General features: G+C 51.0%; 25 protein-coding genes. 4 read left to right on the top strand and 21 right to left on the bottom strand.

Features of this window, described 5'->3' with window-relative positions; translation table 11 throughout:
* Position 1: 1 nt before the first annotated feature.
* From acpS to rpoE, 12 genes are all read right to left on the bottom strand, one after another.
* A complete protein-coding gene (acpS, locus tag MET42_RS0111345; RefSeq protein ID WP_019883122.1) occupies positions 2–382 on the bottom strand; it encodes a holo-ACP synthase in 381 nt (126 codons plus the stop codon).
* Positions 383–413: 31 nt separating this feature from the next.
* Entirely contained in the window at positions 414–1,142 is a 729-nt protein-coding gene (gene pdxJ, locus MET42_RS0111350; protein ID WP_019883123.1) for a pyridoxine 5'-phosphate synthase, read from the bottom strand.
* Positions 1,143–1,860: 718 nt separating this feature from the next.
* Entirely contained in the window at positions 1,861–2,613 is a 753-nt protein-coding gene (gene recO / locus MET42_RS0111355) for a DNA repair protein RecO (protein WP_029512412.1), read from the bottom strand.
* Positions 2,614–2,641: 28 nt separating this feature from the next.
* Positions 2,642–3,547, bottom strand: a complete 906-nt coding sequence (era, locus tag MET42_RS0111360; RefSeq protein ID WP_019883126.1) for a GTPase Era — start codon at positions 3,545–3,547, stop codon at positions 2,642–2,644.
* Positions 3,544–4,215, bottom strand: a complete 672-nt coding sequence (rnc, locus tag MET42_RS0111365) for a ribonuclease III (protein WP_019883127.1) — start codon at positions 4,213–4,215, stop codon at positions 3,544–3,546. The genes era and rnc overlap by 4 nt, the downstream gene beginning before the upstream one ends.
* Positions 4,216–4,237: 22 nt before the next feature.
* Positions 4,238–4,591, bottom strand: a complete 354-nt coding sequence (locus MET42_RS0111370) for a DUF4845 domain-containing protein (protein ID WP_019883128.1) — start codon at positions 4,589–4,591, stop codon at positions 4,238–4,240.
* A gap of 49 nt (positions 4,592–4,640) precedes the next feature.
* Complete coding sequence (gene lepB, locus MET42_RS0111375) at positions 4,641–5,456, bottom strand: signal peptidase I (protein WP_019883129.1); 816 nt, start codon at positions 5,454–5,456, stop codon at positions 4,641–4,643.
* A gap of 36 nt (positions 5,457–5,492) precedes the next feature.
* Positions 5,493–7,286, bottom strand: coding sequence for a translation elongation factor 4 (gene lepA / locus MET42_RS0111380; protein ID WP_019883131.1), 1,794 nt, complete (start codon positions 7,284–7,286; stop codon positions 5,493–5,495).
* 189 nt (positions 7,287–7,475) lie between these two features.
* Positions 7,476–8,894: a DegQ family serine endoprotease gene (locus MET42_RS0111385; RefSeq protein WP_019883132.1), complete on the bottom strand. Its 1,419-nt coding sequence runs from the start codon at positions 8,892–8,894 to the stop codon at positions 7,476–7,478.
* Positions 8,895–9,100: 206 nt separating this feature from the next.
* On the bottom strand, positions 9,101–10,087 hold the full coding sequence (locus MET42_RS0111390; RefSeq protein ID WP_019915178.1) for a MucB/RseB C-terminal domain-containing protein: 987 nt from the start codon (positions 10,085–10,087) through the stop codon (positions 9,101–9,103).
* Between the two features lie 20 nt (positions 10,088–10,107).
* Entirely contained in the window at positions 10,108–10,572 is a 465-nt protein-coding gene (locus tag MET42_RS0111395; RefSeq protein WP_019883134.1) for a sigma-E factor negative regulatory protein, read from the bottom strand.
* Between the two features lie 100 nt (positions 10,573–10,672).
* The gene (gene rpoE, locus MET42_RS0111400) at positions 10,673–11,302 is read right to left on the bottom strand and encodes an RNA polymerase sigma factor RpoE (RefSeq protein ID WP_019883135.1); all 630 of its coding nucleotides are present in this window, start codon (positions 11,300–11,302) and stop codon (positions 10,673–10,675) included.
* A gap of 209 nt (positions 11,303–11,511) precedes the next feature.
* Between rpoE and nadB the strand changes: the two genes are divergently transcribed.
* Genes nadB through MET42_RS0111415 form a run of 3 tightly spaced genes read left to right on the top strand, consistent with a single transcriptional unit; the run spans position 11,512 to position 14,145 of the window.
* Positions 11,512–13,122 carry an L-aspartate oxidase gene (nadB, locus tag MET42_RS0111405; RefSeq protein WP_019883136.1) on the top strand — a complete coding sequence of 537 codons (1,611 nt, stop codon included), beginning with the start codon at positions 11,512–11,514 and terminating at the stop codon, positions 13,120–13,122.
* Positions 13,123–13,129: 7 nt separating this feature from the next.
* Complete coding sequence (locus MET42_RS0111410) at positions 13,130–13,606, top strand: thermonuclease family protein (RefSeq protein WP_019883137.1); 477 nt, start codon at positions 13,130–13,132, stop codon at positions 13,604–13,606.
* Positions 13,607–13,665: 59 nt separating this feature from the next.
* Positions 13,666–14,145, top strand: a complete 480-nt coding sequence (locus MET42_RS0111415; protein WP_024930796.1) for a peptidylprolyl isomerase — start codon at positions 13,666–13,668, stop codon at positions 14,143–14,145.
* A gap of 141 nt (positions 14,146–14,286) precedes the next feature.
* Here the strand turns inward: MET42_RS0111415 and MET42_RS0111420 are convergent, their stop codons facing one another.
* From MET42_RS0111420 to ybeY, 7 genes are all read right to left on the bottom strand, one after another.
* Entirely contained in the window at positions 14,287–14,943 is a 657-nt protein-coding gene (locus tag MET42_RS0111420) for an ATP-binding cassette domain-containing protein (protein ID WP_019883139.1), read from the bottom strand.
* Positions 14,943–15,632 carry a molybdate ABC transporter permease subunit gene (modB, locus tag MET42_RS0111425; RefSeq protein ID WP_019883140.1) on the bottom strand — a complete coding sequence of 230 codons (690 nt, stop codon included), beginning with the start codon at positions 15,630–15,632 and terminating at the stop codon, positions 14,943–14,945. Before modB ends, MET42_RS0111420 begins: the two co-directional genes overlap by 1 nt.
* Before the next feature lie 23 nt (positions 15,633–15,655).
* The gene (gene modA, locus MET42_RS0111430; RefSeq protein WP_019883142.1) at positions 15,656–16,411 is read right to left on the bottom strand and encodes a molybdate ABC transporter substrate-binding protein; all 756 of its coding nucleotides are present in this window, start codon (positions 16,409–16,411) and stop codon (positions 15,656–15,658) included.
* Between the two features lie 84 nt (positions 16,412–16,495).
* The gene (locus MET42_RS0111435; protein WP_019883143.1) at positions 16,496–16,843 is read right to left on the bottom strand and encodes a winged helix-turn-helix domain-containing protein; all 348 of its coding nucleotides are present in this window, start codon (positions 16,841–16,843) and stop codon (positions 16,496–16,498) included.
* 8 nt (positions 16,844–16,851) lie between these two features.
* Entirely contained in the window at positions 16,852–17,400 is a 549-nt protein-coding gene (scpB, locus tag MET42_RS0111440) for an SMC-Scp complex subunit ScpB (protein ID WP_019883144.1), read from the bottom strand.
* Positions 17,401–17,411: 11 nt separating this feature from the next.
* Positions 17,412–18,197, bottom strand: coding sequence for a ScpA family protein (locus tag MET42_RS0111445; RefSeq protein WP_019883145.1), 786 nt, complete (start codon positions 18,195–18,197; stop codon positions 17,412–17,414).
* Positions 18,198–18,234: 37 nt separating this feature from the next.
* On the bottom strand, positions 18,235–18,669 hold the full coding sequence (gene ybeY / locus MET42_RS0111450; RefSeq protein ID WP_019883146.1) for an rRNA maturation RNase YbeY: 435 nt from the start codon (positions 18,667–18,669) through the stop codon (positions 18,235–18,237).
* A gap of 64 nt (positions 18,670–18,733) precedes the next feature.
* On the opposite strand from ybeY, the gene tpiA reads away from it, so the two are divergent.
* The gene (tpiA, locus tag MET42_RS0111455) at positions 18,734–19,516 is read left to right on the top strand and encodes a triose-phosphate isomerase (protein WP_019883148.1); all 783 of its coding nucleotides are present in this window, start codon (positions 18,734–18,736) and stop codon (positions 19,514–19,516) included.
* A 151-nt stretch (positions 19,517–19,667) separates the two neighbouring features.
* Here the strand turns inward: tpiA and MET42_RS0111460 are convergent, their stop codons facing one another.
* Together MET42_RS0111460 and MET42_RS0111465 are read right to left on the bottom strand one after the other, a co-directional pair.
* The gene (locus MET42_RS0111460) at positions 19,668–19,883 is read right to left on the bottom strand and encodes a hypothetical protein (protein WP_019883149.1); all 216 of its coding nucleotides are present in this window, start codon (positions 19,881–19,883) and stop codon (positions 19,668–19,670) included.
* A gap of 204 nt (positions 19,884–20,087) precedes the next feature.
* Positions 20,088–21,251 carry a cupin domain-containing protein gene (locus MET42_RS0111465; protein ID WP_019883150.1) on the bottom strand — a complete coding sequence of 388 codons (1,164 nt, stop codon included), beginning with the start codon at positions 21,249–21,251 and terminating at the stop codon, positions 20,088–20,090.
* Between the last annotated feature and the right edge of the window lie 5 nt (positions 21,252–21,256).

Genomic DNA, 21,256 nt, shown 5'->3' on the forward strand with positions numbered 1-21,256 from the left:
TTTAGCCAGTCTCAAGCACGACATAAGCCAGTGCCAGGTTTTTTTCATCACTGATGCTGATATGCGATTGATAAATATGGTGTTGTTTGAGAAATGCTTGCAGTGTCGATGACAGTTGCAACAAGGGTCGCCCTAACGCATCGTGGGTGACTGCAATATTCTGAAAGCTGACATCGCCGCGAATGCCGGTACCTATCGCCTTGGCAAACGCTTCTTTTGCGGCAAAGCGTTTAGCAAGAAAACGTGCCTTGAGTTTACTCGCTTCATAATCAGACCACTCACTAGGTGCCAGAATGCGTTTGGCAAAGCTGTCACCGAACTGATCGAGTGACGCCTCGATTCGCTCAACTTCGACAATATCTGTGCCTATGCCGTAAATCATCGATACTCCTGACAATACAGGTTTAGTCGCATCATTTTGGTGAAAACTCTTTCATCAGTGCCTTCATTTCACGCACCGCATTATCCCACCCCACAAATAGGGCATGCGCCACAATGGCATGACCAATATTGAGTTCCTCAAAGCCTGGCAGGCGCGCAATATGATGCACATTGTGATAATGCAAGCCATGACCGGCATTCACGACCAGACCCGCGGCTTTCGCATGTTGTAGCGCGGCGTCGATTTTTTCCAGTTCATCCAACTGATCTTTTTCTGTGTCAGCATCGGCAAAAGTACCGGTATGCAACTCAATCACCGGCGCGCCCATTTTGGCAGCCGCATCAATTTGCGCCAGATCAGGCGCAATAAACAGTGACACACGTATGCCTTGATCAGACAGTTTTTTAACCGCATGCTCAACTTTGGCGTAGTGTGTGAGCACATCCAAACCGCCTTCGGTCGTGCGCTCCTCTCGGCGCTCAGGCACCAGGCAAACGTCTTGCGGGTTGACCTGAATGGCGATATCAATCATCTCGCTGGTAACAGCACACTCAAGGTTCATTTTGGTTTGCAACAAAGGGCGTAAAGCAAAAATATCTGCATCCTGCATATGGCGACGGTCTTCGCGCAAATGCAAGGTAATGCTGTCTGCACCAGACTGCTCAGCGCGCAGTGCGGCCTGCACTACGCTGGGATATTTGGTGCCACGTGCTTGGCGGATAGTTGCGACGTGATCAATATTAACGCCTAGTTTTAACATAGTTCTCTTTGTAATTGGATGAATGACAATATTCTAACTGTTGATTATGGTAAACCAAATTAATCATGCGAAAAATAGAAAGATATAGATATCTATGTACTTAGGAGTATGTTTGATTTCGCCTTTCGGCGAGTTACTTTTCTTTGCTTGCACAAAGAACAAGTAACCAAAAGAAAGTGCACCCCAGCTTCTGCTTGTTTCCTGCGTTGCTCGCCAAAATAAGCGGTCACGAAACTCAACCTGGTAGCTCACACAGAACGTGAGCTACTGCGGGATTCGAACAGTCGCTCCCTTCACCTTATTTTGCCTGCGCTACTCGGCGCGGCAGATGGGGACCCCGAAAACCAAGTGCCTGCAACCATTCTTGGTTGTTATCAATAAACCAGAAGAATTATGCTTCCGTTAAATCTTCACTAATGGTTGTTTGGCGAGATCAATCCCCATTCCATCACGCTGAGTAGCGGAGACAAAATAAGAGTAGAGGGAGCGACTGTCCGAATCCCGCGGTGGGCTGCGTCGTGTGCAGCCCGCTAGGATGAGTTTCGTGACCGGCTTATGCTTAAGTCCGGCAAAGCAACGGACGAAAGTCCTAATTTGAGCAACGCAAGGAAGCCGCAGGCCGTGATGGCTGGGTGTCTTCCTCTTTGGTTACTTTCTGGGGGACAAGCACCAGAAAGTGACTCGCCTAAAGGCGAAAAGAATACATCACGTAAACAAACTAAAACCCCTGTAAATCCACCAACAACTGCCTAGTATGCAACGGCTTCTCACCCAAATAATGCTGCAACAAATAGCGCATCAATTGCTTGCTTTGCGACTGCGTCGTCACATTCGAGTAGTTACCCCGCGCCATTTCCAGCAGCGTTGCACCTTGTATCAACAAACCATTGCGGGTTGCCGATGGCGAGCAGGCACCATAATCCGCTTCAAAACGATAGGTTTCATCCGCATGGATAATCTCACCATTTTCGTCATGCGTGAGCGGTACAGCATAGCCGAGCTCCTGCAACATCTTGAGCTCAAACCGACGCAGGATTTCGGCCAGTTGGCCATTCCCGGCATCTTGTTGCAAGGTAGAGAGCAACTGTATGGTTTGTGCATAATATTCAAACAACTGTGCATGGGCATCATCGCGTGGCAATAGACGCAATAGCAGTTCGTTCATGTAAAAGCCACACATCAGGGCATCGCCCCTGAGGAGGGTCAGGCCGGTCATCCACTCCAATTCATGTAGCGTTTTGAGTTCGTTTTTACCTGACCAGGTACCGGCCAACTGCTGGAAAGATTGCAGCATGCCGCGCATGGCTGAGAGTGGGCGCCGTGCGCCTTTCGCCACGGCGGCAATACGCCCCAGGTCGCGGCTGAACATTTCAACCACGAGACTGGTTTCTTTAAAGGGATAGGTGTGAAGAATAAAAACCGGCTGCTGGGATTGCTTGTGGCTTCCGGAATCGGGAGGTTTTACTGCCATATGTTGATGCCAGTAGAATCAAGTGTTACTAGAAACCCAGGCTCTTCAATGCGCGCGCATCATCGGCCCAGCCGCCCTTCACCTTAACCCAGGTTTCCAGGTAGACTTTGGAACCAAACAGTTTCTCCATGTCCTGACGAGCTTCAGTGGAAATTTGCTTGAGCTTTTCGCCGCCCTTGCCAATGATCATCGGCTTCTGGCTGTCTTTGTCGACAATAATGGCGGCAAAAATACGGCGCAGGTTTTTGACGGTTTCAAATTTTTCAATTTCTACCGTCACCGAGTATGGCACTTCGTCACCCAGTAAACGGAAGATTTTTTCACGGACCAGTTCGGCCGCCAGAAAGCGCTCATTTTTATCGGTGAGCTCATCTTCGGCATACATCGCTGGCTGTTCAGGCAAATGCTCGCGCACTGCGGATAGTAATTCATCCAGATACAGGCTCTTTTTGGCACTGACCGGAATAATGCCTGCGAAATCAAACAGCAGGTCAAAGTCCTGAATCAAGGGCAATAAATTACCTTTATCGCCCATCAGGTCTGCCTTGTTGACGACCAGCAACACCGGTTTGTTCTTTGGCAGCAGCTTGAGCACGATTTCATCGGCTTCGCCCAATTTCATCGGCTCAATTACAAACAGCACGACGTCGACTTCGGTCAGCACCTGGGTGACGGTTTTGTTAAGTGTTTTATTGAGCGCGTTGATATGTTTTTGCTGAAAGCCAGGCGTATCCACAAACAGGAACTGGGTATCGTCTGTGGTATGAATGCCCAGCAGGCGATGGCGCGTGGTCTGCGCCTTACGCGAAGTAATCGCCAGCTTCATGCCTAAAATATGATTTAGCAGTGTGGATTTACCGACATTGGGGCGACCAACGATGGCAACGGTACCACAACGAAAATCGTCTGCAGCGGGGGTAATGTCTTCTGTCATGATTGAATCTCGTCCATGGCCAATTTGGCCGCTTGTTGCTCCGCCACACGGCGGCTGGTGCCCACCCCGGTGGTGGTCAGCTTGAGTTTTTTAATAAAACACTGCACGGTGAAGCTTTGCGCATGCGCCTCGCCTTCGATAGAAACTACCTGATACTCCGGCAGATCCATTTTCTTGCTTTGCAGATATTCTTGTAATTGTGATTTGGCGTCTTTATCAATCGCCTTGGGATCTATGGTTTGCAGCTTGTCGCGATACAGTAATGCGACCACTTGCTGGGCAGCCTCAAAGCCGCCATCCAGGTAAACCGCACCAACAATCGCCTCCAGCGCATCAGCCAGAATCGAGGGGCGGCGCCAACCGGCGCTTTTAAGCTCACCTTCGCCTAACTTGAGTGCGTCACCCAAATGCAGGTCGGCGGCAATTTCAGCCAGGCTGGCCTCGCGCACCAGCTTTGCGCGTAAACGGCTTAAATCACCCTCGGGCAAATTTGGAAATAAATTAAACAACTGGTGCGCAATAATAAAGTTGAGCACGCTATCGCCTAAAAACTCCAGACGCTCGTTATTGGTGGCAGAAAAACTGCGATGGGTGAGCGCTTGTTGCAGTAAGACAGGCTGCGTAAAGCTGTAGCTAATTCTGGTTTGTAATACCGGGAATGCGTTCATTTAAGTGCGATCAAGCCAGCCATTAAGGTTTGCTGGCAGCATCAAAGTCGATCAACAAGGTCATAGTGTCTGTCAGTGCAATTTTTTTCTGGTAGCGCATGGCGACAACGCCACCGCTGATGTCCAAATCGCGACCAGTCACGTCATGGATACTGTCTACCTGCATCTGGCGATCAAACGCAGTGCGCACATCGCTGTCATTTTGCAATAAAGGATCGTGCGCAATGCGGTTCACCGTGGCCTGGATAGAATAGTACTCCATGTAAGCAGGCAAGGCCTTGAGGGCTACCGTGCCCAGGATGCCAAATGCGGTCAGAATCAGCAAAAAGCCGATCAAACCGATGCCGTGTTGGTGAGCGCTCTTTGAGTCATTCATTGTGCTATCCCTCAAGAAGATGTCTTTTTCCACACGGCTCGCCGTGCCCCTAACCAATACTTTGCCCGATACGGCGCCATTGGTCAAAATTAAACCAGATAAAGAATGCGCGGCCGACCAGATGTTTTTCTGCGACAAAGCCCCACACGCGGCTATCTGAGCTGTTATCACGGTTATCGCCCATGGCGAAATACTCACCTGCCGGCACAGTAATCGTTTCTCCCTGCATCAGGCGGTCACCCGCGCTACCAGGGCTATACTGGTTCATGATGTCATGAATCAACACATCATGCTTGACGTCGCCCAACTGCTCGCTCAAGCGTGACGCAGTCACATCCACCGCGCGCGCATTGCCGCTTTCGTCATTCACATTGAGTGCATATTGATATGGCTGCACAAAATCAAGATTAATCACTTTGCCATTAATTGTTAACTGCTTGTCGCGATACTGGATTTTGTCGCCTGGCAAACCCACTACACGCTTGATGTAGTCAATCGAAGTGTCAGGCGGGTAATGAAACACAAATACATCACCACGCTTGGGCAGGCTCACCGGGTAAAACACGTTATTGATAATAGGCACGCGCAAACCGTAAGTGAATTTATTCACCAGGATGTAATCGCCTGCCAGCAAGGTTGGCATCATGGAACCGGACGGAATCTTGAATGGCTCGACCACAAACGAGCGCACCATAAATACCAGCAAAATTACCGGAAAAAAGCTTTTACTGTATTCCACATACCATGGGTCGGCGACATCGCCCAATGCACCCGCCTGGCGTTGTTTGCGCAAGACCAGAATATCCAGCAGCCAGATCACGCCTGAGACCAGCAAAATCACCAACATAAAGATTGCAAAATACATGCTTGTTTCCTGAGTAAGCTATTGCACTAAAAGTGACTATTTATCTTCTACACGCAAGATGGCAAGGAAGGCTTCTTGTGGAATTTCCACGTTACCCACCTGCTTCATACGCTTTTTACCTTCTTTTTGTTTTTCCAGCAACTTGCGCTTACGCGTGATATCACCGCCATAACATTTGGCAATCACGTTTTTACGCATGGCCTTCACCGTTTCACGCGCAATAATGTTGGCACCAATCGACGCCTGAATCGCAATATCAAACATCTGGCGTGGAATCAATTCGCGCATTTTAGACACCAGTTCACGGCCGCGATACAAGCTGTTGGCACGGTGCACAATCAGGCTTAATGCATCGACACGCTCGCCGTTGACCATAATATCCAGTTTGACCAGGTCCGCAGCACGGAACTCAAGAAACTCGTAGTCCATGGAGGCATAGCCACGTGACACTGACTTCAGCTTATCAAAGAAATCCAGCACCACCTCATTCAACGGCATCTCGTAGCTCAACATGACCTGGCGGCCCATGTATTGCATATTGCGCTGGATACCGCGCTTGTTATTACACAAGGTCATCACTGGGCCGACATAGTCTTGTGGCATCAGCAAGTTCACCACAATCATGGGCTCACGAATTTCTTCAACCCGGGAAGGCTCAGGTAAGCGTGACGGGTTTTCGATTTGTACTACTTCACCACTTCTCAGTAACAGCTCATAAATCACTGTAGGCGCAGTGGTAATCAAATCCATGTCGTACTCGCGCTCCAGGCGCTCCTGTACGATCTCCATATGCAGCAAGCCCAAAAAGCCGCAGCGGAAGCCAAAACCCAGCGCAGTCGAGTTTTCCGGCTCAAACTGCAAGCTGGAGTCATTCAAACTCAGTTTTTCCAGTGCGGTACGCAAGGATTCAAACTGGTTGGACTCCACCGGATACAAGCCTGCAAACACTTGCGGCTTCACTTCTTTAAAGCCAGGCAATGGCGCAGCCGCAGGTTTGCCAGCTAAGGTCACCGTATCACCAACCTTGGCTGCCGCCAGCTCTTTAATGCCAGCAATAATAAAGCCCACTTCACCGGCGCTTAATTGCGTGCGCTGTACCGACTTAGGCGTAAATACACCCACTTGTTCACACAAATACTCAGCGCCAGTCGCCATCAGGCGGATCTTTTCTTTGGCCTTCAACGAACCATCCACCACGCGCACCAGCATGACCACGCCCACATAGTTATCAAACCAGGCGTCAATCACCAGGGCTTTCAACGGTGCATCAATATCACCGACTGGCGGCGGCACCTTGGCGACGACTTCTTCCAGCACATCGCGCACGCCTTCGCCTGTTTTGGCCGAACAACGCACGGCATCCGTCGCATCGACGCCGATGACATCTTCAATTTCTTGCGAGACACGCGCCGGGTCCGCAGAGGGCAAGTCAATCTTGTTGAGGATAGGCGTCACTTCGACACCCAGATCAATCGCGGTATAGCAGTTGGCCACACTTTGCGCCTCTACACCTTGCGAGGCATCTACCACCAGCAACGCGCCCTCACAGGCAGACAGCGAGCGACTCACTTCGTAACTAAAGTCGACGTGACCAGGGGTATCAATCAGGTTGAGCTGATAAATTTCACCGTTATTGGCTTTGTATTGCAAGGCTGCGGTTTGCGCCTTGATAGTAATGCCACGCTCACGCTCGATGTCCATGCTATCGAGCACTTGCGCTTCCATTTCGCGCGCCTCCAGGCCACCGCATAATTGAATAATGCGGTCTGCCAGTGTCGATTTGCCGTGGTCAATGTGGGCAATGATCGAAAAATTACGAATATTTTTCATGTTCAGTTATGCGTTATTTACAAGCAAGAAAGGCGCTTGAAGCGCCTTTCAAATGGGGTGCATTTTACAACAAATGCATGAATATCAGTGATTTATTTTCCGCCCAGGCCCAGGCAGGCAGCGTGAATTCCCGGCCTTAAAAAACAAAAAGACAGGCTGTCCTGTCTTTTTGCAACATCATCACAGCCCTTACTTGATTTTAATCGGCACGTACAAGGTGTTTTCACCGCGCTGTACTAATACTGCCACGGTTTTACCTGCAGCCACCGCATTAATCTGCTTGTTAAACGCATCCACGCTTTGGCTTTCATTGTTATTCAAGCCAAGAATCACATCACCGCGACGGATACCGGCTTGCGCGGCTGCACCACCACTCTCAATCACCAGCAGGCCATTTTTACCATTAAGCTTTTTCTTCTGCAATGCAGTGAGTTCACGCAAGGTCAGGCCAATTTTATTCGCCTCTGGCTTGACCGGCTCTTTGCTGGACGCGGCCACCTCAGGTTGTTCGCTAGGCATTTCGCCAACGCCCAATTGCAGCGTTTTGTTGGCACCTTTGCGCACAATTTCCACGGGCACCACTTTGCCTGGCTTGGTGGTCGCCACCACACGTGGCAAATCACTCGAAGTCGTAATTGGCTTACCATCAAACTTGAGAATAATATCGCCCGCTTCCAAGCCGCCCTTATCCGCCGGGCTGTTTTTCTCAATGCCTGCGATCAAAGCACCGCTGGTTTGCTTGAGGCCGAACGAGTCAGCCAGGTCTTTGGTCACTTCCTGAATACCGATACCTAACCAGCCACGTGCAATGCGGCCAGTGGCCTTGAGCTGATTGGAAATATCAATGGCGACATCAATCGGGATACTGAAAGACAAGCCCATGGAACCGCCGCTTTTACTATAAATCTGCGAGTTCACACCCACCACTTCGCCACGCAGGTTAAACAGCGGGCCACCGGAGTTACCCGGGTTGATCGCGACGTCAGTTTGAATAAACGGCACATAATTCTCTTGTGGCAGTGCGCGACCTTTGGCACTCACAATACCGGCGGTCATGGTGTTTTCAAGGCCGAACGGCGAACCAATGGCCGCCACCCATTCACCGACCTTCAATGCGTTAGGGTCACCGACAGTCACTTTAGGCAAGCCAGTCGCTTCAATTTTAATCAGCGCCACATCGGTACGCTTATCCGCACCGATGATTTTCGCCTTGAATTCACGCTTGTCATACAGTTTGACCAACACTTCATCGGCCTCATTCACCACATGCGCATTGGTAAGAATATAGCCATCGGCACTGATAATAAAACCAGAGCCCAAGGACTGCGTTTTATAGTCCTGGCCACCGTCCTGGCCTTGACCACCAGGCATCCCGGGGATACCAAAGCGACGCAAAAACTCTTGCAGGTTTTCGTCATTCGGCATACCAGGGAAGCCAATATTGCCACCATGCACTACAGAAGTAATGCTGATATTGACCACCGCCGGCCCTTGTTTTTCTGCCAACTCAGTAAAATCAGGCAAGTCTTTGGCCTCTACGGCCACCACTGGCATGGCGATTGTGATCGCACACGCTAACATCACGCCAGAAATCCATCGTTTCATCATGATTATTCCTACCATTTAATGATTAAAAAAATCTTTTACGCCATGCCATGAAACACAGCACGGGCATATTGACACGGGAAAGCGTCACCCTCATTACATGGCGACGCTGCAGAGAAATACAAGTTGTGGGGAGAGTGGTTGCGCACCATGTCATGAGGCCTGAGAACGATCAATCTTTGCAATTGAACCACTGACCAGGCATAAAATTATTTTTTAAACGTCACCTGTTGAGCGATTTGCTCAACCGTTTGTGCAGGCACTTCGCCCACGACCACCAACTGGTAGCCATTTAGCACATGCGCATAGACATTGGTCGATCCCATGGTTTTTTTACCAACACGCGGCTGCATGCCTTTGACCATCGGCTCAACAAACAGCGATACGGATGCCAGACCATCTGAGAAAATCAATTGCTGCACAGGCGCAGTCCTGCCCGGCACTTTCAACTGGATTTGATCCACTTTTTTGTAACCCGCGGGCAAATTAGCCACGACCAGATTATCCACCGTGTGTGTCAAATCGGTGGTGTCATCCATCACATAAGGTTTGGTCGCATCGATTTTGGGCTGAAACCAGTCAAGGTCCTTGGTGTGCAGCATTGCCACCTGATTAAAACCAATCTGTTCCAGCGTATGGCCTTGCATATCGAGCATGCTCATTTTGAGCAACAAGCCATATTCAGCATCTGACCAGATCCGATACTGATAACGCAGGTTGTCATTCGGCACCATGTCGATCACTTGCGCTAACCGTCCGGCAATGCGCTCCTGGCCGACAAACTTCAGTTTGTAATTTTGCTTGAGGGGATATAACTGTGTGGGCAACATGGCCGGAAACAGGTTCTGACCGCGTCGCTTTTCAATCACGACCTTGTCATTTTTGGCATTGAAGATGACGATATCATCGCCTTCACTAAAGACTTCGCGCGGCCGCCCGTCCAGTACTACATTGCGGGTGAACTCGCGTCCGCCTTCATAAATATGGGTAATCTGCACCGAGCGTATCATCGCGCCGTTGTGATAAACAAACAGACCCTGATAATTTAATTCGCGGGCGGCAGAAGCGGTTTTCTGCATGGTTGCCCAGAGATCTTCTTCGGCAAAAGCAGCCTGGCTGATGGTCGCCAGGCACAAGACAGGCAAGAGCGCTCGACGGAAATCAAACGCCCGAAGGAAATCAAACTTAGGTGACATACGGAGTAACGACAGTAAAGTTATTCGCCAGCGTTATAAGCTACATTGTGCATGTAATACGTTGCACTATTAGGTGCATAGTTGTGATGCGCGACGACATATTGATCTGTGTCATTGTCAGCAATTTGCGTCGGTGCAGCCACTTCCGGCTGATTCAACACGAACATGCCCACAAAGAAAGCGGCAGCCACCGAAGCGGCGATTGACCAGCTATATTTACTGAAACGCGGACGGATATGAGTCACCTTTTCAGACACAGTGAGGGCTTGCGGCGCCAACATGGTGGGTTCATCATCAAGCTGCGCCATAATGCGGCTGGTCATATCAGACTCCACCCAGCATTCTTCACGGATCACATCGCGAATCACATGATAGTCACGCCAGGCCTGGGCAACGTCACCCGTAGATTTGGCTGCGAGAAAAATATGTTCACAGCGTTCAACATCGACTTCACCGTCGACCAATGCAGATAATTGCTGCTTCATAATAACCCCAAGTCAATCAATGTTTTTATGTTAGCATTTAACAAAAAATTTGTCATAACACCTACACACCCACCACCGTTTTATAGCAAATATCGCGCGATTACCAACGTTTATGCTGAGGTGTATCCAACAATGGCCTCAACTTCGCCGCAATTGTTTCGCGCGCCCGAAAAATACGTGAACGTACTGTACCGATAGGACATTGCATCACGTTAGCAATGTCTTCATAACTCAAGCCTTCCAACTCGCGCAAAGTAATTGCAGTGCGTAACTCTTCAGGCAATGCGGCAATCGCATCGTTCACTGTTTGCGCAATTTCTTTCGTCATCAGCGATGTTTCAGGCGTCTCCATCGTACGCATGTCATCGCCTTCATCGAAGTTTTCTACATCTTCGATTTCCACATCCTGCATCACCTGCGGCTTGCGCCCCAAAGAAACAAGATAATTCTTGGCCGTGTTAATACCAATCCGGTACAACCAGGTGTAAAACGCACTGTCACCACGAAAACTGTGCAATGCACGATACGCCTTGATAAAAGACTCCTGCACCACGTCTTCCACCTCGGCCTGGTCACGGATCATGCGCGACAACAAGCGGCCGAGTTTACGATGGTATTTTTCTACCAACAATCCAAAGGCACGTTTATCGCCTTGTTGAGCACGTTCAACCAGCATCTGGTCAAACTCTTTATTCTCTTGCTGTTTGGCGTTCGCCGCCTGAACAGTCATATCGCGATGACTCCCTTGGGTAATTTTATGATTGGGAGTAGTATACGCTTTTGTGTTATTTTCGACGAACCCGGTGCGCGTTAACGCCTCTAAATTTGCTGTGTGTAACATCGCCTCATCCCTTATTTTTGCCTGCCACTGCAACACGCAATACAGACAATTATGTGACCCTGCACTCCCTTCCAAAGTTCCATTGATCTCAAAACAATATGAATAAAGTGTTTGATGTCCTGATTATTGGCAGCGGGCTGGCGGGGCAATCGCTGGCGTTACGATTGGCTGATCAACACCGGGTATGCATCTTAAGCAAGCGCGAGCTCACCTTGAGTGCCAGCAACTGGGCACAGGGCGGCATTGCTGCTGTACACAACAGCGAAGACTCCATAGAAGCCCATATTAAAGACACCCTGGATGCAGGCGCCGGACTGTGTGACAGCGAAGTGACACGCATGGTGGTGACCAATGGCCGCGCCAGCATTGAGTGGTTATTGCAGCAAGGCGTGAATTTCACCCGCGAAGCGGACGATGACCGCTTGCACCTGACCCGTGAAGGCGGCCACAGTCACCGACGCGTGGTACATGTGGCTGATGCGACCGGCCAGGCAGTGCAAACCACACTCACAGATCGCGTACGCGAGCATCCGAACATCACTATTCTAGAACACCATATCGCGGTCGATCTGATCACCACGCACAAACTGTTCAAACAAACAGCCAGCGACGGCCCCAACCGCTGCCTGGGCGCCTACGTGCTCAATAACCAGACTGGCAAAGTGATCACGCTTTCTGCGCAATACACTGTCACCGCTACGGGCGGCGCGGGCAAAGTATATTTATACACCACCAACCCTGACATCAGCACCGGCGATGGTATCGCCATGGCCTGGCGCGCAGGGTGCCGCGTGGCGAATATGGAATTCGTGCAATTTCACCCAACCTGCCTTTATCACCCACATGCAAAATCCTTTTTGATTTCAGAAGTATTGCGTGGTGAAGGTGGCTTATTGCTGTTGCCTGATGGAACGCGCTTTATGCCCTGGCATGACGAACGCGCCGAACTGGCGCCACGTGATGTGGTTGCGCGCGCCATCGACTTTGAAATGAAAAAACGCGGCCTGGATTGCGTCTACCTGGATATCAGCCACAAACCAGTCGAGTTTATTCAATCGCACTTCCCCAACATTTATCAGCGCTGCCTGCAATTGGGCATTGATATCAGCAAACAACCGATTCCGGTGGTGCCTGCTGCTCACTACACCTGTGGCGGCGTGATGACCGATATGCATGGCCGCACCGACATTGACTGCCTGTATGCGATTGGCGAAACTGCTTGCACCGGCCTGCACGGGGCGAACCGCCTGGCGAGCAACTCATTACTGGAATGCCTGGCCTTTAGTCAAAGCTGCGCACTGGACATAGAAGCACAAGGCTTACAGCCGACCATTTCATTGCCTGACTGGGATGAAAGCCGCGTTACCGATGCCGACGAAGAGGTGCTGATTACCCATACCTGGGATGAATTACGCCGCTTCATGTGGAACTATGTCGGTATTGTGCGCACCACCAAACGCCTGAGCCGCGCCCTGCATCGTATCCATATGTTGCGGAACGAAGTGCATGAGTTCTACAGTAACTTTAAAGTCAGCCACGACCTCATTGAACTGCGTAATTTGCTGCAAGTAGCCGAGCTGATTGTGCGATGTGCCATTGACCGCCATGAAAGTCGCGGCCTGCACTTTAGTAAAGATTATCCCGACTTGCTGCCAGAGGCGATTCCCAGCGTACTGACACCAGACAATTACACCAGCCTGCTGGATTAAGCATTGCATGATAAAAGTTTGGCTGCCAGTTGGCTTGCTGATTGCAAGCGTTTACTCACATGCAGCGCCTGTACTGGTCAACGTCATTGATGGCGACACCGTCATTATTCGTGACAACACCCTCACCTACCACTTACGCCTGCTGGATATCGACGCACCTGAACGGCAGCAAGCTTTCGGCATCCAATCCAGACGCAGCCTGAAGCAGCTTTGCGAGCACGCAAACATTGCCGTCCAACTGCAAGGCCGTGATCTCTATGGCAGGACACTGGGGCATTTGTATTGCAACAACACCGATGCCAGCCAATCACAAATTGCGCTGGGCATGGCCTGGTTTAACGCACGCTATTCAAAACGGTTAGAACTGGATACGTTACAGCGCCAGGCACAGCAACAAGGCTTGGGCTTGTGGCAAGATGCCGAGCCGATGCCGCCTTGGCAATGGCGAAAACTTTACGGACAATATTATCGTCGGCAAGAATGACACATGCAGACAATATCCTTTAGAATACTGTTTTATCAAAGAACTTTAGGACTTTAGACATGCAAGTAGCGATGAACACCGTGGTCACCATGACCTATAAACTGCAAAATAGCGATGGCGACACCTTGGAAGAAAGCAAGGATCCGGTTGCCTATCTGCATGGCGGTTATGACAATATTTTCCCGAAAGTGGAAGAAGCCATGCACGGCAAAAACGTGGGCGACGTGATAGAAGTAAGCCTGGACCCGGAAGATGCTTTTGGCGAATACGATGATGCCTTGGTGCAAATCGAACCAGCCAGTGCATTTCCTAGCAAAGACCTGAAAGTGGGCATGCAGTTTGAAGGTGAAGACGAAACCGGCGACGTAATTTTGTACACCATCACTGACATTGCAGACGGCAAAGTCGTGGTTGACGGCAACCATCCTTGGGCTGGCCAACGCCTGTTGTTTACTGCAACCATCGCCAGCGTGCGTTCAGCAAACCAGGAAGAAATTTCTCACCAGCACGTGCATGGTGCCGGTGGTCATCACCACTAACTTTTCGCGTTAGTTATAAACACAGCATTAGTGAGCGAGCGGGATGAAGCACCAGGCGCACGGCACGCAGAAACCGGAATGTACTCGAAGTACATGAGGATTTCGAGTACCGTGCAACGCCGTGATTCGCCCGCGCAGCCACTAATCAACAACCTGGCGCAAGACTCCTTGCGCCAGCGTTAACACTTCATCGGCAACCTCCGCCACTTCATCCCCCACATGGCTGACGTATAGCGTTGGCAAACCAAACGTTGCAATCACCTGCTTGATATAAGGCAATACTTGCTGCTTGAGCCCATCATCCAGGCCGCTCAATGGCTCATCCATCAGTAACACCGACGGCTGGCGCAACAAAGCACGCCCGATGGCCACCCGCTGCTTTTCCCCACCAGACAACTGGCTGGGCTTGCGTTTAAGCAAGGGCTGGATGGCTAGCACATCCACCACCTCGGGCAGCACGATCCTGGCCAAGCCTGCGGGCATGCCATACCGTAAATTCTGCTCTACGCTCATATGCGGAAACAAGCGCCCATCCTGGAATACCAAGCCCACTCGGCGCTGCCATGGCGGCAATTGAATCGTCTGTTTATGATCGAACCAAACATGATCACCACTGCGGATCACGCCGGAAGACGGCATCAACAGCCCGGCAATACTATGCAGTAAGGTTGTTTTTCCTGAACCCGATGCGCCCATGATTCCCAAGCATTGACCTGGTGCCAGCGCGAAGCTTGCCTGCAGGTCAAATGCAGTGCTTGCCGCATAAGGCTGCTGTATCCGGATATCGACCGTAAACATCAGCGCTGACTCCTGAGCAGGCGGCGCTCCAGCCACTGGCTGGCCAGCAAAGCGAACACAGAGACCAGTACACTCAACATCACCAGTCGCAGGGCGGCGGCATCCCCTTCTGGCGACTGGGTGAGGCTATAAATCGCCAATGGCAAGGTACGGGTTTCACCTTCGAGGTTACCCGCAAAGGTAATGGTGGCGCCAAACTCACCCAGGCTACGGCTAAACGCCAGAATACCGCCAGTGAGTACACCGTGATAAGAAAGCGGCAGGGTAATTGAAAAAAATGTTTTGACTGGTGTGGCCCCTAATGTCTGCGCGGCCTGCTCCAATAAAGGATTTACCTGCATCAGCGCCTGGCGAATAGCACGCACCATCAGCGGAAACGCCATCACAGCAGAGGCGATCACCGCCCCCCACCAGTGGAAGGTCAGTTGTATGTGAAATTGCTCATACAACCAACTGCCAATCCAGCCGCGCCGTCCCAGCAACACCAGCAACATATAGCCTAGCACCACTGGCGGCAACACCATGGGCAGATGCACCAGCGCATCCACAACAGCATGTCCCCAGAATTGCTTTCTGGCCAGCAGCCAGGCCATAGCGATGGCTGGCAACAGCAACACCAGCACACAGCAGGCAGCCACTTTCAGTGACAACAGCACGATGTCGATTTCAACAGGAGACAACGACCACATAACAGTCACAAACAGCTTGCAGACTAATCGTTGAACAAGGGTTTAAAACCGTAAGAGAGTAACAGTTTTTTAGCTTCGGCAGATTGCAGGTAATGGTAAAAAGCATTGGTTTCTGCCGCCGCCTGCGGTAATAATGCCATCGGGTAGATAATCGGCACATGACTGTTTTCGGCAAACTCACCGGCCACTTTGACCTTGCTGGATGATTGCGCATCGCTGGCATAGACAATACCCACATCACACTCATCACGCTCGACCAGGCTCAGCGTTGCCCGCACATCCTGCGTGCTCACCAGCCGCGTTTTCAGCTTGTCCCACCAGCCCAGGTTAGTCAGTGACTGCTTGGCATAAATGCCTACCGGCACCGACAAGGTATCGCCCGTGCACCAATAGCCGGGGGCTTGCTGGCCAATATCGGTGTTGGCATCAGCCTTGATTGTTAACGGTTTGTTTTGCGGCGTAATCATCACCAGGCGGTTACCCAGCCATGGCTTGATTGTGGCAAGCTGCACCAATTGCTTATCCTTCAGGTATTGCATCCATTTTTCGTCTGCGGAAATAAACAGGTCGCCTGGCGCGCCTTGTTCCAGTTGTTTAGCCAGGGTGCCAGAACCGCCATAGACAGGCACGACCTGCACACCGGTTTGCTGACCATATTGCTTGACCAGCACGTTCATGACATCGGTCAAACTTGCCGCAGCAAACACCTTGATTTTCTTGTCTTCTGCCTGTGCCAATACGCTGATCAGGCACAACCCCAGCCACACCCACTTTTTCATTACGTCCACCCAGTTATCAATTAATCATACATATGCGATGCTACCATCGTTATACCCACATATACATTACGATAATTAAAAAAATCAGTCTTTCTTCAAATGCTGCGTAATCAACTGCAATTCATCCGCGGCGGCTTGCGCCGATTTTTGTAGAATCTGCTGATAGGCCCCTATCAGTGCCTGGCCAAACTCGGTCACTTGCGCTCCACCACCATGAGAACCACCCGCTGTACTCACCACCACCGCCTGGTCAAAACAGCGGTTCATCACATCAACCAACTCCCAGGCGCGGCGATACGACATACGCATCTGCTTGGCGGCCGCAGAAATTGAGCCATGCTGTGCAATATGTTGCAAAAGCTCGATCTTGCCTGGCCCGAGTGCGGTGTTGCCTTCGTGGTTGATTCTGATTCTAAGTAATGGCGCTTGCATGATCAATCTTACTCCAGCGGGATTTCTGTTTGCGCAAACGCCTCAAAAGGCGGCAACTCTGCCAGTGAGCGCAAATTCAAGTCATCCAGAAAATGTTTGGTCGTCGCATATAGTGATGGCCTGCCCGGCACTTCACGTTGCCCGACCACGTCGATCCAGTCACGTTCCTGCAGTTGGCGAATCACATTAGGATTTACAGCCACGCCACGAATTTGCTCAATATCGCCGCGCGTAACTGGTTGCCTGTACGCAATAATCGCCAGTGTTTCCATCACTGCCCGCGAATATTTCGGCTGCCGTTCCGGGTTCAAACGCAACAGATACTCACTATATTCCACCTTGGCCTGAAAGCGATACCCACTGGCCACCTGCACCAGGTCCAGTGTTTTTTCCACCCAGTCCGCTTTCAATTCATCCAGCAGCATACGTAGCGTCGCGCGCTCCATGCGCCCGGCAAATAATTTGAGCAAATCATCGAGTGCCAACGGTTGTGGCGAAGTCAGTAACGCGGCTTCCAGAATACGCTTCATCTCTTCAATGCTGTCTGGTTCACGCATGAGATTACTTCCTAAGCCGCACTATTGGCTTGTACATAAATGGTGCCAAACGCATCTTGCTGTGTAATACGCACCAGGCCCTCTTTGGCCAGCTCCAGCATGGCTAGAAAGTTCACCACCAGCTTGGGTACACCGTCGGCCTCAAGATCGAACAACTCATCAAAACGCAGCACCTGCACGGCACTCAGCCTGCGCAGCAGCAAGCTCATATGCTCACGCACAGAAAGCTCGGCACGCCCCAGCTTGTGGTGCTGACTCAACTTGGCACGTTTGAGCACATTACGCCAGGCCTCTACCAAATCATCCAGGCTCACTTCCGGCGGTTTTACCAGGCTGATCTGCTGATAATAAGCTGCCGCCACATCAATCTCCTGGCCCACTTTAGGCATCGCATCCAGCCGCTGTGCCGCCAGCTTGATCGCTTCGTATTCCATCAAGCGCCTGACCAGTTCGGCACGCGGATCCTCTTCCTCTGCCACCTCGGCCGGCTTGGGTAACAGCATGCGCGACTTAATCTCAATCAGCATGGCGGACATCAATAAATACTCCGCCGCCAGTTCCAGGTTCACCGTCTTCATTTTATCGACATAGGTCATGTACTGGACTGTCAGATCAGCCATGGGAATATCCAGAATATCCAGATTGTGCTTGCGGATCAGATATAACAACAAATCCAGCGGACCTTCAAAGGTCTCCAGATAGACTTCCAGTGCATCCGGCGGAATGTACAAGTCCTGCGGCAGCGTCGAAAGCGGCTCGCCTTTGATTTTGACCGGACTGTGGGCAGTGAACTCCATGCAGGGATTGTAGCGATTTGCTGCCTGGGATTAAAGCTTATTCTGCATAAGGATTGGCAAAGCCGAGTGTTTGCATCACCGCGACTTCCATCGCTTCCATCAAATCGGCCTGCGCATCCACCTCATGGTCATAACCGTGCAGATGCAGTACGCCATGCACGGTCATGTGTGCATAATGCGCAAGCAGCGGCTTGCCCTGCTCCATTGCCTCTCTGGCAACGACGGGCGCGCAAATCACAATATCGCCCATCAGCATAGGCTCTTCAGTGAGCGGAAAAGTCAGCACATTGGTGGCATAATCGCGGCCGCGATATGCCGCGTTTAACTGCCGCCCTTCTGCCTCGTCAACAATACGGATCGTCAGGCTGGTTTCTACGCGCAACGCGGCACGCACCCAACGTTTAAATTGCGCCGCAGCAGGAATATCGGCCGTAGCTGAGGCAAGTTGCAGGGAAAAATCTAATGCGGGCATAACGTCAAGTTTTCTGTAGAATATCCGTCATTATAGAAAGAAAACCCTTAAAGGAAACGGTGTGATGACAAATCGCCCCAAGTTGGTGGTTGCCAATCGCAAAATGCATGGCAATTTGCCAGACAACCAGCAATTCATGCAAAGCCTGTTGCAACAGACACGCCATCACCGTGCCCGCTATGCGGTGTGCCCACCACATCCTTATCTGTATCAAGCCCAACAAGTGCTGCAAAACAGCCATATTGCTTGGGGCGGGCAAAACATGAGCCGCCATGAAAAAGGCGCTTACACAGGCTCAGTGTCACCGCTCATGCTGAAGGAGTTTGGCTGCACCTATGTGATTATTGGTCATTCCGAGCGCAGACAGCGTGGCCACGACAATGATGAAAGCTGTGGTGAACGTTTTGAAGCCGCCTTAAAGGCCGGGCTGACACCGATCTTGTGTATCGGTGAAACGCTGGACGAGTATGAACAGGGTGAAACTGACCTGGTGGTGGTGCGTCAACTGAATCCGGTCATTGCGCATGTCGGCATCCAGGCGCTATCAAAAGGCGTGATTGCCTATGAACCGGTATGGGCCATCGGCACGGGCAAGGCGGCCACACCGCAACATGCGCAGGCTATTTTGTCTTTTATCCGCGGCCACATTGAATTGCTTGATGCACAAGTGGCAGAGGAGATTTCCTTATTGTATGGCGGCAGCATGAACCCAGGGAATGCCGCTCAACTGCTCAGCATGCCGGATGTCGATGGCGGTCTGATTGGCGGTGCCGCATTGGTAGCAGAAGACTTTATCCGCATTTGCCAGATTGCAAATGAATTAACCCCACTCAAAAGCGCGGCCTGACAGGCAAGTATCGCTTTCAGCGATTATTGAAGCACAAATAAAAAAGCCGACTTTCGTCGGCTTTTCTACATCTAAGTAAGCTTGGATTTTAAGTGAATGCTAGATTTTAAATAAACCAGACTTAATTAAAACCAGATTACTCAAGTCTGAATTACTTAGCTTCTTCAGCTGGAGCTTCAGCAGGAGCAGCTTCAGCAGGTGCAGCCTCAGCAGGAGCGGCTTCAGCAGCAGGTGCCTCAGCAGGAGCTTCAGCAGCAGGAGCTTCAGCAGCAGGTGCCTCAGCAGCAGGCGCTTCTTCAGCTGGTTTTTCACCACAAGCAGTCAAAGCCAGAGCCAACAATGCAGCCAACAATGCAGAACGTGTCATCTTTATTTCCTTAGTATGTATGAGCAAAAAATTATGTACGGACAATCCCCTTGATGCAGAACCAGCCGAGTGAAAAAATTGTATCAGTAATTCATTAAAAAAAGAACGCACATTCTCTTAAAAAACATGGATTTTTTTGCGTGACAACCACATCTAGGTGTTTTTTTCACAAAAACACCCGCAAATCATTTGCTACCAATGCAATTAAGCTGCGTTTTCAGCCAGATGCACATAGCCTGACAAATACATTTCATGCAGCCATGGCAACAAGCTCACTATCGACTCCCCCTGGCATATCGCCGGCTCCAGTTGTCGATGATTGGCAAAGGCATTCAACAAAGGCGCGCCTTCAGCGGGCGCTTGCACGCTTTCACCATTGATAAAATACTGGCCTTGCCAATGCAGCATCTGTGTCTGCAGATCCATGACGACGCCCTGTTGTGCCAGGCGTTGGGAAAACTTTTCCAGGCTGAGTTTACGATTAGGGGAAAAAACAACATATGCCTTGGGCTCAGAAAAATACTTTGCCAGAAAAGGCCCTAATTGCTCAGTTTGCCAGGGCAAGCGGCGCAGCATGTCTGCGACATTATTCACCATATTGACATCCACCTCCGCCGCATCCACCACTGGTTGCAAGTCGGGATCACGGTACAAGGCATCCGGCAAGCCATTCTGGCGGCACTCATCCAGGAACTCGATCGCCAGTTCCCTGGCCGCTGGGGCCCGGAAACCAATGGAGTAGGTCATGCAGTCATCATCTTCGGCGATGCCCCAGTGCGCGACATTGGGTGGCAGGTACAGCATATCGCCGGGTTCCAGCACCCACTCTTGCTCACTGACAAAATGCGACAGGATGCGCAACGGCGCTTCAGGAATCAAGCGTAAGTCCGTTTGCTGGCTGATGCGCCAGCGGCGCTTGCCTGCGCCTTGCAGCAAGAAAACGTCGTAACTATCGATATGCGGGCCAACCCCGCCTCCCGTAGGCGCGTAACTGACCATCACATCATCCAACCTGGCTGTCGGGATAAAATCAAACTGCGACAGCAAGGCTTGCGCTTCCGGCAACACATGATTCATGCCCTGTACCAGCAACGTCCAATGCTGCGCTGGCAATGCCGTAAAGTCATCATCATCAAACGGCCCTTGCCTGACTTGCCAGCCATCACCTGCTTGCGCACGGTCGGGATCAAACTGTATTAACCTGGCGGGCACTTCACTATCACACGCGAGCCCGGCTAGCTCTTCAGGATCTAGCAAGCCCTGGAAGTCCGGCATTGCGCCACGAATCAATAATGGCTTTTTTTGCCAGTATTCCGCCATGAACTGTGCCGGTGTTAAGCCATTGAGTAAGGTCAGTGCTTGTTGCATGATTA

Source organism: Methylophilus sp. 42, from assembly GCF_000384155.1.
Lineage (GTDB): Bacteria > Pseudomonadota > Gammaproteobacteria > Burkholderiales > Methylophilaceae > Methylophilus.